Annotated in this window: 15 protein-coding genes; all 15 read right to left on the reverse strand. The window is 67.2% G+C overall.

Annotated elements, in window-relative coordinates; translation table 11 throughout:
* The 15 genes from AC1RL8_RS02285 to AC1RL8_RS02355 all read right to left on the reverse strand — a co-directional run bounded on the left by AC1RL8_RS02285 (window position 1) and on the right by AC1RL8_RS02355 (window position 16,231).
* A complete protein-coding gene (locus tag AC1RL8_RS02285; RefSeq protein WP_492687105.1) occupies window positions 1-1,641 on the reverse strand; it encodes an isovaleryl-CoA dehydrogenase in 1,641 nt (546 codons plus the stop codon).
* A gap of 31 nt (window positions 1,642-1,672) precedes the next feature.
* Window positions 1,673-2,689 carry an NADP-dependent oxidoreductase gene (locus AC1RL8_RS02290; RefSeq protein ID WP_492687106.1) on the reverse strand — a complete coding sequence of 339 codons (1,017 nt, stop codon included), beginning with the start codon at window positions 2,687-2,689 and terminating at the stop codon, window positions 1,673-1,675.
* 24 nt (window positions 2,690-2,713) lie between these two features.
* Window positions 2,714-3,184, reverse strand: coding sequence for a PaaI family thioesterase (locus AC1RL8_RS02295; protein ID WP_082817985.1), 471 nt, complete (start codon window positions 3,182-3,184; stop codon window positions 2,714-2,716).
* A 1-nt stretch (window position 3,185) separates the two neighbouring features.
* Entirely contained in the window at window positions 3,186-3,986 is an 801-nt protein-coding gene (locus AC1RL8_RS02300; protein ID WP_159276960.1) for an SDR family oxidoreductase, read from the reverse strand.
* A gap of 70 nt (window positions 3,987-4,056) precedes the next feature.
* A complete protein-coding gene (locus AC1RL8_RS02305; protein ID WP_492687107.1) occupies window positions 4,057-5,454 on the reverse strand; it encodes a DUF2252 domain-containing protein in 1,398 nt (465 codons plus the stop codon).
* Window positions 5,444-5,746, reverse strand: coding sequence for a Dabb family protein (locus tag AC1RL8_RS02310; RefSeq protein ID WP_062471343.1), 303 nt, complete (start codon window positions 5,744-5,746; stop codon window positions 5,444-5,446). The genes AC1RL8_RS02305 and AC1RL8_RS02310 overlap by 11 nt, the downstream gene beginning before the upstream one ends.
* A gap of 20 nt (window positions 5,747-5,766) precedes the next feature.
* Complete coding sequence (locus AC1RL8_RS02315; RefSeq protein WP_062471340.1) at window positions 5,767-6,006, reverse strand: hypothetical protein; 240 nt, start codon at window positions 6,004-6,006, stop codon at window positions 5,767-5,769.
* A gap of 2 nt (window positions 6,007-6,008) precedes the next feature.
* On the reverse strand, window positions 6,009-7,862 hold the full coding sequence (locus AC1RL8_RS02320; protein ID WP_492687108.1) for an acyl-CoA dehydrogenase: 1,854 nt from the start codon (window positions 7,860-7,862) through the stop codon (window positions 6,009-6,011).
* A gap of 18 nt (window positions 7,863-7,880) precedes the next feature.
* Window positions 7,881-8,360 (reverse strand): PaaI family thioesterase, encoded by a 480-nt coding sequence (locus tag AC1RL8_RS02325; protein WP_492687109.1) that lies wholly within the window; start codon window positions 8,358-8,360, stop codon window positions 7,881-7,883.
* 2 nt (window positions 8,361-8,362) lie between these two features.
* Window positions 8,363-9,538, reverse strand: a complete 1,176-nt coding sequence (locus AC1RL8_RS02330; protein WP_070060672.1) for an acetyl-CoA C-acyltransferase — start codon at window positions 9,536-9,538, stop codon at window positions 8,363-8,365.
* Between the two features lie 49 nt (window positions 9,539-9,587).
* Window positions 9,588-11,063: a M20 family peptidase gene (locus AC1RL8_RS02335; protein WP_492677070.1), complete on the reverse strand. Its 1,476-nt coding sequence runs from the start codon at window positions 11,061-11,063 to the stop codon at window positions 9,588-9,590.
* Between the two features lie 28 nt (window positions 11,064-11,091).
* Window positions 11,092-13,194, reverse strand: coding sequence for a 3-hydroxyacyl-CoA dehydrogenase NAD-binding domain-containing protein (locus AC1RL8_RS02340; protein WP_492687110.1), 2,103 nt, complete (start codon window positions 13,192-13,194; stop codon window positions 11,092-11,094).
* Between the two features lie 237 nt (window positions 13,195-13,431).
* Window positions 13,432-14,127: an ABC transporter ATP-binding protein gene (locus AC1RL8_RS02345; protein WP_062471318.1), complete on the reverse strand. Its 696-nt coding sequence runs from the start codon at window positions 14,125-14,127 to the stop codon at window positions 13,432-13,434.
* A 1-nt stretch (window position 14,128) separates the two neighbouring features.
* On the reverse strand, window positions 14,129-14,905 hold the full coding sequence (locus tag AC1RL8_RS02350; protein WP_062471315.1) for an ABC transporter ATP-binding protein: 777 nt from the start codon (window positions 14,903-14,905) through the stop codon (window positions 14,129-14,131).
* On the reverse strand, window positions 14,906-16,231 hold the full coding sequence (locus AC1RL8_RS02355) for a branched-chain amino acid ABC transporter permease (RefSeq protein WP_062471312.1): 1,326 nt from the start codon (window positions 16,229-16,231) through the stop codon (window positions 14,906-14,908).
* Window positions 16,232-16,235: the final 4 nt, after the last annotated feature.

Raw genomic sequence — 16,235 nt, forward strand, 5'->3', positions numbered from 1 at the left:
TCAGCGCGGCTGCGCCCGCTGGATGATCGAATCGAAATCGGTGCCCGCGCCCAGCGTACCGAAGGCCTGGCCCCAGTCGCCGCCCAGGCGCGAGGCGCAGAAGGCATCGGCCACGGCGGCGGGCGCGGTCTGTACCAGCAAGGCGGCCTGCACGGCCAGCGCCACGTCCTGCGCGAGGCGGCGCGCCTCGGTCTCGGAGGCCATGGCCTCGATGCGTGCGGGCAAGGCGTCGGCCAGGCGGTCGAGGGCGGCCTGCTGGCCGCGCGCGGGGGCCAGTTCGTGCGCCAGCGCGGCCACGGCGTCGCCCTTGCGCAGGCCGCGCAGCAGGTCGAGCGCCATGATGTTGCCGGCGCCCTCCCAGATGGAGTTGAGCGGCATCTCGCGGTAGATGCGCGCGAGGATGCCCTCGCCGCCCTCTTCCACGTAGCCGTTGCCGCCCAGGCACTCCATGGCCTCCTGCGCGAAGTGGCTGCCGCGCTTGCAGATCCAGAACTTGGCGACCGGCGTGAGCAGGCGCGCCATCAGGTTCTCGTGCGCGTCGGCCTGGCGGTCGAAGGCCCGTGCGAGGCGAATCGCCAGGGCGGTGGCGGCTTCGCTTTCGAGCGCGAGGTCGGCCAGCACGTTCTTCATGAGCGGCTGTTCGACCAGCGGCTTGCCGAAGGCCTGGCGCTGCGCCGTGTGGTTCAGCGCAATGCCCAATGCCTGGCGCATGAGGCCGCTGGTGCCGAGCGAGCAGTCGAGCCGCGTCATCGTGCCCATCTCGAGGATCTGCGGAATGCCGCGCCCCTCCTCGCCCACCAGCCAGGCGCTGGCGCCGTGGAACTCGACCTCGGAGCTGGCGTTGGCCTTGTTGCCGAGCTTGTCCTTCAGGCGCTGGATGTGGATGGCGTTGCGCGAACCATCGGGCAACACGCGCGGCAGGAAGAAGCACGACAACCCGGCCGGTGCCTGCGCAAGGATGAGGAAGGCATCGCACATCGGCGCCGAAAAGAACCACTTGTGGCCGGTGATGGCGTAGCGCTCGCCCCAGGCGTCGCTGCCGTCGCGCACGGCCTGCGTGGTGTTGGCCCGCACGTCGGAACCGCCCTGCTTCTCGGTCATGCCCATGCCCATGGTCACGCCGGGCTTGTCGTGCAGCGGCTTCAGCGCGGGGTCGTACCAGAGGCTGGCGAGCTTCGGGCCCCAGTCGGCATGCACGCCTGCGTTGCCGCGCAAGGCGGGCGTGACGGCGTAGGTCATCGAGATCGGGCACAGGATGGACGGCTCCAGCTCGGTGAAGAGCATGAAGCCCGCGGCGCGCAGCACGTGTGGCGAAGCCGACGTGCCGGTCCACGGCGTGCCGTGCAGGCCCGCACCCACCGCGGCGGTCATCAGCGCGTGGTAGCTCGGATGGAACTCCACCTCGTCGACGCGACGGCCGAAGCGGTCGTGCGTGTGGAGTTCGGGCGTGTGGATGTTGGCCAGCCGCGCATGCGTCTGCATGGCGGCCGAACCGAGGGTGGCGCCCAGCTCGTGCAGCTGCGTGGTCTGCAGCGCGGGCGCGTTGAACTTCAGCGCATCGCGCAGGGGGCGGTGGGTGTCGAAGAGGTTGTAGTCGACCAGCGGCGTGGGCTGGTTGAAGACCTCGTGCGTCATGTCCATGTCCGGCCTCCTTGCCGTGCGTTTCAGTGCATCAGATCAGCTTGACGAGTTGCTTGCCGAAATTCTTGCCCTTGAGCAAACCCAGGAAGGCTTCAGGGGCGGATTCGATGCCCTGCGCGATCGACTCGCGCGGCTTGAGCTTGCCGGTGCCCACCAGCGTGCCGAGTTCGGTCAGCGCCTCGGGCCACACTTCCATGTGCTCGCTGACGATGAAGCCCTCGATCTTCAGGCGGTTGATGAGGATCAGCGCCGGGTTCGCCAGCGGCAGCGGCTGGCCGTCGTAGCCCGCGATCATTCCGCACAGCGCCACGCGCGCGAAGGCGTTGGTGCGCAGCAGCACGGCGTCGAAGATGTAGCCGCCGACGTTCTCGAAGTAGCCGTCGATGCCGTTCGGGCAGGCTTCCTTGAGCGCGGCGCTCATGGTCTTCACGTCGGGGTGCTGGCGGTAGTCGATGCAGGCGTCGAAGCCGAGCTCGTCGGTCACGTACTTGCACTTGTCGGGGCCGCCCGCGATGCCGACCACGCGGCAGCCGCGCGCCTTGGCCAGCGCACCGAAGGCACTGCCCACGGCGCCGCTGGCGGCGGTGATGACCACGGTCTCGCCGGCCTTGGGCGCAATGATCTTCACGAGGCCATACCAGGCCGTCACGCCGGGCATGCCGACGGCGCCGAGGTAGTGCGACAGCGGCACGCGCGTGGTGTCGACCTTCTTCAGCGCGCCGGGCTGCGAGGCATCGACCACGCTGTATTCCTGCCAGCCGCCGAAGCCGACGACCTTGTCGCCCACGGCGAACTTGGGGTGCTTGCTCTCGACCACTTCGCCCACCGTGCCGCCCTGGAACACCTGGCCCACGGGTTGCGGCTGCGCGTAGCTCTTCGCGTCGTTCATGCGACCGCGCATGTACGGGTCGAGGCTCATGTAGTGGTGGCGCACCAGCACCTGGTTGTCGGCGAGCGCGGGCGTCTCGACAGTCACCAGCTTGAAGTTGCTGGCCGTGGCTTCGCCCTCGGGGCGGTTGTCGAGGTGGATCTGCTTGTTGGTGGGCATGGAAGTCTCCGGGGAAATGGGATGTCAGTCGGTGGATGGCGGACGCATCGCGTTCGCGCTCGCGGGGCCGGTCGGCAGCCGGCGCTTCACGTACTTGAAGGTGCCGGTGGCATGGGCGCACACGCGCTCCTGCTCGTCGTAGATCTTGGCTTCGGTGAAAGCCAGCGTCGCGGTGCGGTGCAGCAGCGTGCCGCGTGCGTGCAGCGGGCCGACCGACGGTTGCATGAAGCTGGTCTTCATCTCGATGGTGACCACGCCGGTCTCGGGCGCCACGCTGCGCGCAGCGGCCGCCATGGCGATGTCGAGCAGCGTCATGCAGGCGCCGCCGTGCGTCACGTCGAAAGTGTTCAGGTGCTCGGGCTTGGCGGTGTAGATGATCTCGGACTGGCCGTCCTCGAACTTCGTGAGTTCGAAGCCGAGGTGGCGCGCGAACGGAATCTGGCTCGTGTACGAGCGGATGTTGATGTCGCTGGACTTTTCAGGCGAATCGGACATGTCAGGCCGCACCCAGCACCACGCTCACGCCGCCATCGACCGCGACCCACTGGCCGGTGATGTGCTTGCCGGCATCGCTCGCGTACAGCAGCGTCAGGCCCTTCAGGTCTTCGTCGTCGCCCAGGCGGCCCAGCGGTGCCGAAGCGGCCATGTGCTCTTCGCCCAGGGTCTTGATCAGGCCGGCGGCCATCTTCGTCATGAAGAAGCCCGGGCAGATCGCGTTGACGTTGATGTTGTACTTGCCCCATTCGGCGGCCAGTGTCTTCGTGAAGCCGATCACCGCGGTCTTCGAGGTGTTGTAGGCCAGCGTCTGCATGCCGGGCGGGTTGCCGTTCAGGCCCGCGATCGAGGCGATGTTGATGATGCGCCCGCGCTTCTTCGGGATCATGTAGCCGTTGGCAACCTGCTGCGCGAGGATGAAGTAGCCGCGCACGTTGAGGTTCATCACCTTGTCCCAGGCCTCGACCGGATGGCTCTCGGCCGGCGAACCCCAGCTGGCGCCGGCGTTGTTGATGAGGATGTCGATGCCGCCCATGCGCTGCAGGGTCTCGTCGGCCAGGCGGCGGGTGTCTTCCTCTTTCGAGCAGTCGGCGGCGATCCAGCGCGCGTCGATGCCGGCGGCCTGCAGCTCGGCGGCGGCCTGTTCCAGGTCGTCGGCCTTGCGCGAGCTCAGCATGATCTTCGCGCCGGCTTCGCCCAGCGCATGGGCCATCTGCAGGCCCAGGCCGCGCGAGCCGCCGGTGATGAGCGCCGTCTGACCCGTGAGGTCGAACAGCTGTTGGGTGGTGCGTGGCTTCGTCATGTCGGTGTCTCCGGTGTGGATGATGAAAGAAGAGGGTTGCGTTGGCGATGAAGGCGGTGGCTTCGGGCCGTCAGGACGCGATGTCGTCGGCCTCGACGGCGGCGGCCTTGCCGGCGGCCACGGCTTTTTTCAGCCGGCGCCAGTCGGCCTGGTTCACGTCGGCATAGCCTTCGGCGAAATCGGCGAGCGCCGTGTTGAAGCTCCTGGAGCGCCCCAGGTAGCCGTCAATAGCCCAGGCGTCGCCGCCCTTGGCATGCGCGCGGGCCAGGCTGTAGCCGCAGGCCTCGGCGAACTCGAGCAGGTCGACCGGCTTGAAGTCCTCGAGCTTGTAGGAGGCCTTCATGTCGCGCAGCTGCCGCACGTAGAAGCCGCGCCCGCCCGGTCCCTGGGCCCAGCCCAGGAAGACGTCGCTGGCGGCCTGTGCGAGCCGCTGGCCCTGCACTACGCGCTGGCCCGGCGACGCTGTGTCCGGTGCCGCGCCCAGCGGGGCTTCGAGCACCGACTCGCCGGCCTCCTTGCACTGCAGGAACAGCGGGTGCGCGCGGTCGGCCACGAACAGCAGCAGGAAGCAGCGCCGGCCGACCGAGCCGACGCCGGGCGTGAGCACCGCGACATCGTGCAGCTCGTAGCGGTCGAACAGCCGCTGGCGCTCGGGCGGCAGGCTGGCGCGGTACTGCGCCAGGAAGGCCGGCAGCCCGGCGCGGAAGCGCTTGATCTCCCGCGCCGTCGCACGGGCGTCGTGGTACACGAAAGGCGGCTGGTCGCGGATCATGAGGCGGCCGTCGACCGTCTCGGTTGCGCTGTCGGCGAACACGCGCGAGGTGCTGCGGCGCGCCTTCTTGATGACCGCGAGCTCGGTCGCGTCTTCGGCACCGAGCTTCAGCAGGGTTTGCGACGTGAGCCGCGCGTACCAGGCCTCCAGCGTATCCATGCGCGCGAAGGCCCGCATGCGGTCGCGGTAGGCCTCGGCCAGCTGCTGCACGGCCTCGCGCCCGATGCGCGGCTTGAAACCCCGGTCGCGCGCGGCCACCACGAACGAGGTGGCCAGCCGGCGCACGTCCCAGTCGAAGGGCCCTTGCAGGGTTTCGTCGAAATCGTTGATGTCGAAGACCAGCGCGCGCTCGGGGCTGGCAAAGAAGCCGAAGTTCGCGAGGTGCGCATCGCCGCACAGCTGCGTCGCGATGCCGCTGTGCGGCAGCCTGGCGAGGTCGTTCGCCATCAGGCTGGCGGCGCCGCGGTAGAACGTGAAGGGGCTGGCCAGCATGCGGCCGTGGCGCACCGGCACCAGCTCGGGCACGCGGCCGCGGTTGGACGCCTTCAGCCAGCCGAGCGGATCGCGGTCGGTGGCGTCGGGCCGGGGCACCTGCGCCCACTGGCCAAGCGCACAGCGCTGGCGCTGCGCACGGCCGAACGCCCGCCGCTCGGCCGGTGAGGCCGTGGCGTCGGGCGCGTGGGGTTCAGAGCTCATAGTCCATGCACTGGCGGGCTTCGCGCACGGCGCCGATGAAGGGCTTGAGGGCCACGTGCTGGGGATGGTCCGCATAGGCCGCCAGCGCGGCGGCGTCGGTGAATTCCGAGTTGAGGATCAGGTCGTAGGTGGCCTCGAGCCCGGGCTGGGCGATGACCACCTCGAAACGGTGCGTGCCGGGCGAGAGCGTCGCGCAGGCATCGAGCAGCGCCTTGGCCTTGAGCAGGTTGGTCGCCTTGTCGGCGCCCTCGGCGTGCTCCTTGAACTTCCACATCACGATGTGCTTGAGCATGGTCGGTCCTTGCCTTGTTCTTACTTGAGCCGCGAACGCACGTAGATGAGCACGACGCCCACCGCGGCGACCACGACGCCGGGCACGGCCATCGACCAGCCCAGCGTGGGCTCGGTGCGGCCCGTGGCGATGCCCAGGATCACGAGGAACAGGCCGCCGTAGATCAGGATCCAGATCCACTTCTCGAGCCGCGCATGCGGCTTGGGTGGTTTCGGCGGTTGGGCGGCGGGCGGGGGTGAGTTCGGGGCGGCGTTGGCCATTGTCAGAAAGCGTCCTCGGGCAAAGCGGTACAGGTCGGGTCACGGGTTTCGACCACCTGGAGCCAGGCACCGATTTTCGGCAGCTCGTAGTGGAAGAAATAGTCCGTGGCGCCGATCTTGCCAGCTGTTACCGCCCTCGCCTTCTGTGCGTCGATTTCCAGCGCCCGCAGCGCCACGTCGAGCCAGAGCCAGGCCAGCACCGTGTGGCCGAAGGCCTGCATGTAGGGCACGGCGTTGGCCAGCGCGTCGGCCGGGTCACCGGTGGACCAGGCCGCCTCCGTGGCGCTGCCGATGTGCTGTAGCGCGGCACCCAGCGCCTTGGCGTGCGGCGCCAGCGCGGGCACCTTGGCCGCGCGGCCGATGGTCTCGGTGACGCGCCCGGCCAGCAGCTGCAGGCCGCGGCCCTTTTCCATCAGCACCTTGCGGCCCAGCAGGTCGGCCGCCTGGATGCCGTGTGTGCCCTCGTGGATCATGTTCAGGCGGTTGTCACGCCAGTACTGCTCCACCGGAAAGTCGCGCGTGTAGCCGTAGCCGCCGTGCACCTGGATCGCCAGCGAATTCGCCTCCAGGCACCACTCGCTGGGCCAGCTCTTGGCGATGGGCGTGAGCACTTCGAGCAGCAGGCGGGCGTCGTCGGCCTGCGCGGCGTCGCCGGTTTTTTGCGTGTCGACCAGGCGGGCGCAGTACAGCTCCAGCGCCAGCGCGCCCTCGCAGTACGCCTTCTGGGCGAGCAGCATGCGGCGCACGTCGGCGTGCTCGATGATGCGCACCTGCGGCGCGGCCGAGTCCTTGACCACGGCGGCACCAGCGGCCTCTGGCTTCTTCACCAGCCGGCCCTGCGGGCGGCTCTTGGCGTAGTCGAGCGAGGCGTAGTAGCCGGCCATACCGAGCATGGTGGCGGCGGTGCCGACGCCGATGCGGGCCTCGTTCATCATGTGGAACATGCAGTGCAGGCCCTTGCCGGGCGAGCCGACCAGGTAGCCCACCGCGCCGGCCTTGCCGCCGACCGGGTACTTGCCTTCGCCGAAGTTCAGCAGCGTGTTGGTGGTGCCGCGCCAGCCGAGCTTGTGGTTCAGGCCGGCCAGCGCCACGTCGTTGCGCTCGCCGGTGAGCTCGCCCTGCGTGTCCACCATGCGCTTGGGCACGATGAAGAGCGAAATGCCACGCGTACCGGGAATGAGCTTGCCGTTCTCGTCGGGAATCTTGGCCAGCACGATGTGCACGATGTTCTCGGTCAGCTCGTGGTCGCCGGCCGAGATCCACATCTTGTTGCCCGTGAGCCGGTAGCGCGGGCCCAGCGGGTCATTTTGATGGTCGGCGCCGTCGGGCACGGCGCGCGTGGCCACGTCGCTCAGCGACGAGCCGGCCTGCGGCTCCGACAGGCACATGGTGCCCGCCCAGCGGCCCGAGAATTCATTCTTGGCAAACACCTCTTTCTGCATCTCGGTGCCGTGCACCATGAGCAGGTTGGCGTTGCCGCTGGTGAGCATGTTCGAGCCGATGCTCACCGAGGCCATCGCGAAGAAGCTGTTGGCCGCGGCCTGCACCGTGTAAGGCAGCTGCATGCCGCCAATGTCGTAGTCCTGTGCGGCGCTCAGCATGCCGGACTCGACGAAGGCCTTGTGCGCGTCGTGCGTGGCCTGCGGCAGGATGACCTTCTCGCCGTCGAAATGCGGCTCCTGCGTGTCGACGGTCCGGTTGAACGGCGCGTACTTTTCGCGCGCGATGCGCTCGCAGGTGTCGAGCACGGCGTCGAAGGTCTCGCGCGAGTGGTCGGCAAAACGCTCGCTCTGGTTGAGCTTCTCGGCGTCGAGCCAGTCGTAGAGCAGAAAGTCGAGGGTGGGACGCAGGCTCATGGTGATGTCTTCTTCAGGCTACGACTTCGCGGGCGACGAAGTCTTCTTCGGGGAATCGGGCAGCTTGGCGATGGTGCCCTGCGCCAGCGCGCAGAGCTTCTCGGTGCCGTCGTCGGCCACCGCCACCACCTCGCAGGTGCACACGGCCTGCGAGCTGCCGGTGTGCACGGCCCGGGCGCGCGCAATCAGCCGCTGGCCGATGGCGGGCCGCACGTAGTTGATCTTGAATTCGGAGGTCACGACCGGCACGCGCAAGGCGCTGCCGCCCGCGAAGGTCAGCGCGTTGTCGGCCATGTAGCTCACGATGCCGCCATGGGCGAAACCGTGCTGCTGCTTCAGCTGCGCGCCGAGCGGCAGCTGGAGCTCTGCATGGCCCGGCGCGAGTGCATGCAGCTCGGCGCCGATCAGCACGCTGAAGGGCTGCGCGGCCAGCACGCTGCGGCCGTAGGCCAGGGCGGCTTCGGGCGAGACCTCCTGGTCATTGCCCAAGCCGGACATGGTTACAGGACCTCGAACACGCCCGCAGCGCCCATGCCGCCGCCGATGCACATCGTGACCACGACCTTCTTGGCGCCGCGGCGCTTGCCCTCGATGAGCGCGTGGCCCGTGAGGCGCTGGCCGCTCACGCCGTAGGGGTGGCCCACGGCGATGGCGCCGCCGTTCACGTTCAGGCGGTCGCCCGGAATGCCCAGCTTGTCGCGGCAGTAGATGACCTGCACGGCGAAGGCTTCGTTCAGCTCCCACAGGTCGATGTCGTTGACCGTGAGGCCCAGGCGCTTGAGCACCTTGGGGATGGCGAAGACCGGGCCGATGCCCATTTCGTCGGGCTCGCAGCCGGCCACGGCGAAGCCGAGGAAGCGGCCCAGGGGCTTCAGGCCCTTCTGCTGGGCGTACTTCTCGTCGACCACCACGCAGGCGCCGCCGCCGTCGGAGAACTGGCTGGCGTTGCCGGCCGAGATCAGGCCACCGGGCATGGCCGAGCGGATGCCGCTGATGCCTTCCTTGGTGGTGCCGGGACGGATGCCTTCGTCGTTCTCGATCGTGACTTCCTTGGTGCGCAGGCCCATCACGGGGTCGGCCACGCCGGCCAGCACGGTGATGGGGGCGATTTCAGCCTTGAAGAGGCCGGCTTCGAGCGCGGCGGTGGCGCGCTGCTGGCTTTGTGCGCCGTACTCGTCCATGGCGTCGCGGCCGATGTTGTAGCGCTTGGCGACCTGCTCGGCGGTCTGCAGCATGTTCCAGTAGATCTCGGGCTTGTGCTTCACGAGCCACGGGTCGGCCAGCATGTGCGTGTTGGCCTCGTTCTGCACGCACGAGATGCTCTCGACGCCACCGGCCACGTACACGTCGCCCTCGCCCGCGATGATGCGCTGGGCAGCGGTGGCGATGGTCTGCAGGCCCGACGAGCAGAAGCGGTTGATGGTCATGCCCGAGGTGGTGACCGGCAGGCCGGCGCGCAGGGCGATCTGGCGCGCGATGTTGGAGCCGGTGGCACCTTCGGGCGTGGCGCAACCCATGATGACGTCGTCGACCGAGGCCGGGTCGATGCCGGCGCGCTGCACCGCGTGCTGCACGGCATGGCCGCCCAGCGTGGCGCCGTGCGTCATGTTGAAGGCACCCTTCCAGCTCTTCGCGAGCGGCGTGCGGGCGGTGGAAACGATGACGGCGCTGGTCATGGTGAGGTCCTTTGAAGATGGAAGGGAAAAGAGGGAGAAGACGGGGTCGTCATTGCGCCGGAGCAGCGTTGGTGTTGCTCAGGAGCTGGTGATAGAAGCCGATCATCTCGCCGTAGTTCGAGATGGCCAGGCGTTCGTTGTTGCCATGGAAGCGCGCCAGGTCTTCGCTCTTCACGCGGAACGGCGAGAAGCGAAAGACGGCGTCGCTCACGAGGCTGAAGTGGCGCGAATCGGTGGCGGCGGTCATGAGGCCGGGTGCCACCACGGCATCGGGGAAGCTCTGGCGCACCGCCTGCTGGATCGCACGGTAGCCGGTGCTGTCGGTGGGCGACACGGGCGACGGCTCCGAGTTGCCGGGGTACTGCTTGATCTTGATGTCGTCGTTGGCCAGCGTCTTGCGCAGGTGCGCCTCGACGCTCGCGATGCTGTCGCCCGGCAGGATGCGGAAGTTGACGGCAGCCTCGGCGCGGCCGGGCAGCACGTTGTCCTTGTTGCCGGCGCGCACGATGGTCAGCGCCGTGGTCGTGCGCAGCATGGCGTTGCTGCTCGGGCTCTTCTCGAGCTGGCCGCGCACCAGCGACTCGGTGAGCCACAGGTTGGACAGCATCACGCGGTTGACGCCGCTCATTTCGGGCGCGAGCGCGCCGAACATCTGCCCCGCCACGCCTTGGATACCGCCGGGCATCGGGTTGGCTTCGAGCCGGGCCAGCGCGGCGCTCATGCTGCCGATGGCGCTGTGTTGCGGCGGCATCGACGAATGGCCGGGGGCGGTGTCGAGCGACAGGAAGAAGGTGCCGTAGCCCTTCTCGGCCAGGCCGATGAGCGCTGCGGGCTTGCTCAGGCCGGGCAGCACGCCGTCGAGCACGAGCAGGCCTTCGTCGAGCACCCAATCGAGGCGCACGTTGCGCGACTTGAGCAGTTCGGCGATGGGCAGCGCGCCGCGCAGGCCGCTCACTTCTTCGTCGTCGCCCATCACCAGATAGACGGTTTGCTTCGGCTTGAAGCCGGCGCCGATGAGAAGCTCGATGGCTTCCATCTGCGCGAAAAGATTGCTCTTGTTGTCGAGCGTGCCGCGGCCCCAGACGAAACCGTCCTTGATCTCGCCAGCGAAGGGGTCGACCGTCCAGGCTTTTTCAGTGCCGGGGGCGATGGGCACCATGTCCTGGTGCGCCATCAGCGCGATGGGCTTGGCGGACGGGTCGGTGCCGGCCCATGTGTAGAGCAGTGCCTTGTTGCCCACGACTTCCTTCTTCAGGGTGGCGTGGACTTTGGGGTACTGCTGTTCGAGGTAAGCGTGGAGCTTGTCGAACTCGGCCGCGTTGGCCGCCGAGTCGTCCATGCTCGACACCGTGCGGAACGTGATCGCCGTAGACAGCCGTTTGGCGGCTGCCTGCAGGTCGATGTCCAGCTTGGGTGCGGGCGCCACCGCAAGTTGTTGCGATGGCGTGGTCCAGGTCTTGACCGCCACGGCCGCCACCAGTGCCAGGAGCACCAGCAGCAGCCCGAGGAAGATGCGTTTCAACATGGGCGGTCTTGATCCGGGTTCAGTCGTCTCAGCTGAAGGACTTGCCTTCGGCCACCAGCTTCTGGATCAGCGGTGCGGGCTGCCAGAACTCGCCGTCGTCGCGCGGGTTCTGCGCAAAGCGCTTCATCGTCTCGGCCACGTTGTACAGGCCGACCTGCGAGGCGTAGTGCATCGGGCCACCGCGGTAGATCGGGAAGCCGTAGCCGGTCAGGTACACCATGTCGATGTCGCCCGACTTGGAGGCAATGCCGTCTTCCAGGATGTGCGCGCCTTCGTTGACGAGGGCGAACACCAGGCGCTGCACGATTTCCGTGTCGGAGATCTTGCGCGGCGTGATGCCCAGTTCCTTGCGGTGGTCCTCGATCATCTTGTTGACGAGTTCCGACGGAATGGCGTCGCGTTTGCCGGCCTGGTAGTCGTACCACCCTGCCCCGGTCTTCTGGCCGAAGCGGCCCAACTCGCACAGCTTGTCGGCCGTGCGGCTGTACTTCATGTCGGCGCGCTCGACGGCGCGGCGCTTGCGGATCGCCCAGCCGATGTCGTTGCCGGCCAGGTCGCCCATGCGGAACGGGCCCATGGCGAAGCCGAACTTCTCGATGGCCTTGTCGACCTGCTGCGGCGTGGCGCCTTCGTCCAGCAGGAAGCCGGCCTGGCGGCTGTACTGCTCGATCATGCGGTTGCCGATGAAGCCGTCGCACACGCCCGACACGACGGAGGTCTTCTTGATCTTCTTGCCGATGGCCATCACGGTGGCCAGCACGTCCTTGGACGTGGCCTTGCCGCGCACCACTTCGAGCAGCTTCATCACGTTGGCCGGGCTGAAGAAGTGCATGCCGACCACGTCCTGCGGACGGTCGGTGAACGAGGCGATCTTGTCGACGTCGAGCGTCGAGGTGTTCGAGGCCAGGATGGCGCCCTTCTTGGCGACGCGATCGAGTTCCTTGAAGACCTTTTCCTTGACGCCGATTTCTTCGAACACCGCTTCGATGATGAGGTCGGCGTCCTTCAGGTCGTCGTAGCTCAGCGTGGTGCTCAGAAGCGCCATGCGCTGCTCGTACTTGTCCTGCTTGAGCTTGCCCTTCTTGACCTGGGCTTCGTAGTTCTTCTTGATGGTGGCAATGCCGCGGTCGAGCGCCTCTTGCTTCATCTCGAGGATCTTCACGGGGATGCCCGCGTTCAGGAAGTTCATCGAGATGCCGCCGCCCATGGTGCCGGCGCCGATGACGCCCACGGCCTTGATCTCGCGCTTGGGCGTGTCTTCGGGCACGTCGGGAATCTTGCTCGCGGCGCGCTCGGCCATGAACAGGTGGCGCAGGGCCAGCGATTCGGGCGTGAACATCAGCGCGGTGAACAGACGGCGCTCTTCGGCCATGCCGTCGTCGAACTTCATCTTGGTCGCGGCCTGCACCGCGTCGACGCACTTCAGCGGCGCAGGGTAGTTCTTCGACATGCCGCCGACCATGTTCTTGGCGAACTGGAAGTAGGCATCGCCTTGCGGGTGCTTGCACGGCAGGTTGCGCACCAGCGGCAGCTCGCCGCCCTTGGCAGCGACCGACTTGGCGAACTCGACGGCTTCGTCGAACACCGACTCGGCCGAGGCGGCCAGCTTGTCGAACAGCTTCTGGCCCGGCAGGCTGGCGAGCAGTTCGCTCTTCACCGGCTCGCCGCTGACGATCATGTTCAGGGCGGTTTCCACGCCGATCACGCGCGGCAGGCGCTGCGTGCCGCCGGCGCCCGGCAGCAGGCCGAGCTTGACTTCAGGCAGTGCCACGCTGGTGCCCGGTGCGGCCACGCGGTAGTGGCAGCCCAGGGCCAGCTCCAGGCCGCCGCCCATGCACACGGAGTGGATGGCTGCGACGATGGGCTTGGGCGAGGCTTCGAGCGAGAGGATCACGCTCAGCAGGTTGGGCTCTTGCAGCGCCTTGGGCGTGCCGAATTCCTTGATGTCCGCACCGCCCGAGAACGCCTTGCCGGCGCCGGTGATGACGATGGCCTTGACGGCGCTGTCGGCATTGGCCTTGGACAGGCCGTCGGTGATGCCGATGCGTGTCGAGAAGCCGAGACCGTTGACCGGCGGGTTGGTCAGGGTGATCACGGCGACATCGCCGAGCACTTTGTATTCAGCCGTCATGCTGCGTTCCTTGGTGTGTGAAGAAAAAGAAGAAAAAGCACGAGTGTTCTTTTTCGAAGATTCTAGGCGTTTTGCGTGGCCGAACAATGGCACGCAGTCGCTGTCGGGACAAGGGCCTCAAGAGAGAGCCGGACTTTCCAGGAACACCGCGGAACCGGCTTTGCCGGGCCGCAGGTGTTGCCCCCTGCAAGGGGGTTGGCGCGCGCGACACGAAGCGCGCGAAGCCTGGGGGTTTGCTTAAACCTCCAGCCACTCCCTGCGGGTGGTGCCGTCGGCGCGCAGGCTGTCGGGCGTCCCGTCGAACACGATGCTGCCGTGGCCCATGACGAGCGCGCGGTCCGAAATCTGCATCGCGATGGTGAGCTTCTGCTCGATGAGGAGCACCGAGATGCCCTTGTCCTTCAGCGTGCGCAGGTACTGCCCCACCAGCTCGACGATCTTGGGCGCGAGGCCTTCGGTGGGCTCGTCGATGATGATCAGGTCGGGGTCGCCCATGAGCGTGCGGCACAGCGTGAGCATCTGCTGCTCGCCGCCCGAGAGCACGCCGGCCTCGGTGTGCTGGCGCTCCTTCAGGCGCGGGAACATGCCGTACATGTCGTCGAACGACCAGCGGCTGCCCTTGCCCGAGCCCTTCTGCCCCAGGAGCAGGTTCTGGTGCACCGTGAGCTTGGGGAAGATGTCGCGGTTCTCGGGCACGTAGCCGATGCCCATGTGCGCGATCTCGTAGGCCTTGCGACGCAGGATGTCGCCGCCCTTCCACTGCAGCGTGCCCTCGGCATGCACCAGGCCCATGATGGCCTTGGCCGTGGTCGAACGGCCCGAGCCGTTGCGACCCAGCAGGGCCACGATCTCGCCCGGGCGGACGTCGAAGGAAACGCCATGCAGCACATGGCTCTTGCCGTAGTAGGCGTGGATGTCGTGAAGCTTCAGCATGTCAGTGTCCCGCCCCTTGCGCGTCGGCAACCGACGAACCCAGATACGCCTCCTGCACGCGTGCATTGGCGCGCACGGCAGCCGGCGTGTCGAAGGCGATGACTTCGCCGTAGACCACCACCGCGATCTTGTCGGCCAGCCCGAAGACCACGCCCATGTCGTGCTCCACCGTCAACAGCGTCTTGCCGACGGTGACGTGCTTGATGAGCGAGATGAAGTGCGAGGTCTCGGTCTTGCTCATGCCGGCCGTGGGCTCGTCCAGCAGGATCACGCCGGCGCCGCCGGCGATGGTCACGCCGATCTCGAGCGCGCGCTGCTCGGCATAAGTGAGGTTCACCGCATGCACGTCGCGCTTGCGCTCCAGGCCGATCTGCTTGATGAGCTCTTCGGTGCGCGCGTTGGCGTCGTCCAGGTTCGAGAGAAAGCGCAGGAACGTGTACTTGTAGCCCAGGCTCCACAGCACGCCGCAGCGCAGGTTCTCGAAGACGCTGAGCTTCGGGAAGATGTTGGTGATCTGGAAGCTGCGCGACAGCCCCAGGCGGTTGATCTCATAGGGCTTCTTGCCGTCGATGCGCTGGCCGTTGAGCAGCACCTCGCCGCTGGTGGGCGTGAGCCGCCCGCTGATCAGGTTGAACAGCGTCGACTTGCCCGCGCCGTTCGGCCCGATCACGGCGATGCGTTCGCCGGCCTTCACCGCCAGGTCCACGCCGCGGATGATTTCGGTCTTGCCGAAATTCTTGCGCAGCGCCTTCAGTTCCAATGCGTATTGCGCGCTCATTTACGCCGCCTCCCGACGTTTGATTTCTGCTTCGATCTCTTCCTGCGCCTGGCCCCAGACCCGCACGAATCGGCGCCGTGCCACCTCGAGCAGGCCCAGGCCGACGGCCAGGATCGCGATGGCGCCCAGCCAGCTGGTCACGCCCGCCGTGTTCAGCATGGTGCCGAAGAACTTCAGATCCGGGCCCATCGCCGCGTTGAGCTGGATGTGATAGATCATCTCGATCAGCGCGGCAGCGCCGACCACCACCGGCACCAGGGCCACGGCGAGCGCGGCGTACAGGCCCCAGAAGCGGTTGAACTTGCCGAACTTGGCCACGCGCAGGTTCATCATGACCAGACTGGCGATGCCACCGGGGGCGAACATCACCATGAACACGAACACCAGGCCGAAGTACAGCTGCCAGGCCTTCGACAGTTCGGACAGCAGGATCGAGGCGAACACCAGCAGCACCGCGCCGATGATCGGGCCGAAGAAGAACACCGCGCCACCCAGGAAGGTGAACAGCAGGTAGCCGCCCGAGCGGATGGCGTTCAGGCTGTCGGCCGCGTTCACGATCTCGAAGTTGATCGAGGCCAGGCCGCCGCCGATGCCGGCGAAGAAGCCCGCGATGATGAACGCGAAGTAGCGCACGCGCTGCGTGTTGTAGCCGATGAACTCCACGCGCTCCGGGTTGTCGCGCACCGCGTTCAGCATGCGGCCCAGTGGCGTGCCGGTGAAGGCATACATCAGGGCGGTGCACACGAAGCAGTACGCGGCGATCAGGTAGTACACCTGGATCTGCGGGCCGAAGGTGAAGCCGAAGAAGCTCGGGCCGTACACGCGGTCGGTGGTGATGCCGCCCTCGCCGCCGAAGAAGCTGGGGAACATCAGCGCCATCGAGGCCACGAGCTCGCCGATGCCCATGGTGATCATGGCGAAGGTGGTGCCCGACTTCTTGGTGGTCACGAAGCCCAGCAGGATGGCGAAGAACATCCCCGCCAGACCGCCGACGAGCGGAATGAGCACCAGCGGAATGGTCGGGCCGCCCTTGGTCGCCATGTTCATCGCGTGGATGGCGATGAACGAGCCCAGGCCGGTGTAGACGGCATGGCCGAAGCTCAGCATGCCGCCCTGCCCCAGCAGGATGTTGTAGCTCAGGCAGATGATGATCAGGTAGCCCATCTGCGAGAGCATCGTCAGCGCCAGGCTGCTCTTGAACAGCATCGGCGAGATGATCAGCACCAGGGCGAACAGCGCCCAGACCAGGTAGCGCCCGATGTTCCAGGGCTTGAAGCGGTAGTACCGCGTCGGGGTCGTCGGTGAAGTGGTGGTTGCGGTGGTCATGGTG

This window comes from Variovorax sp. GW822-FHT04E09 (assembly GCF_058800845.1).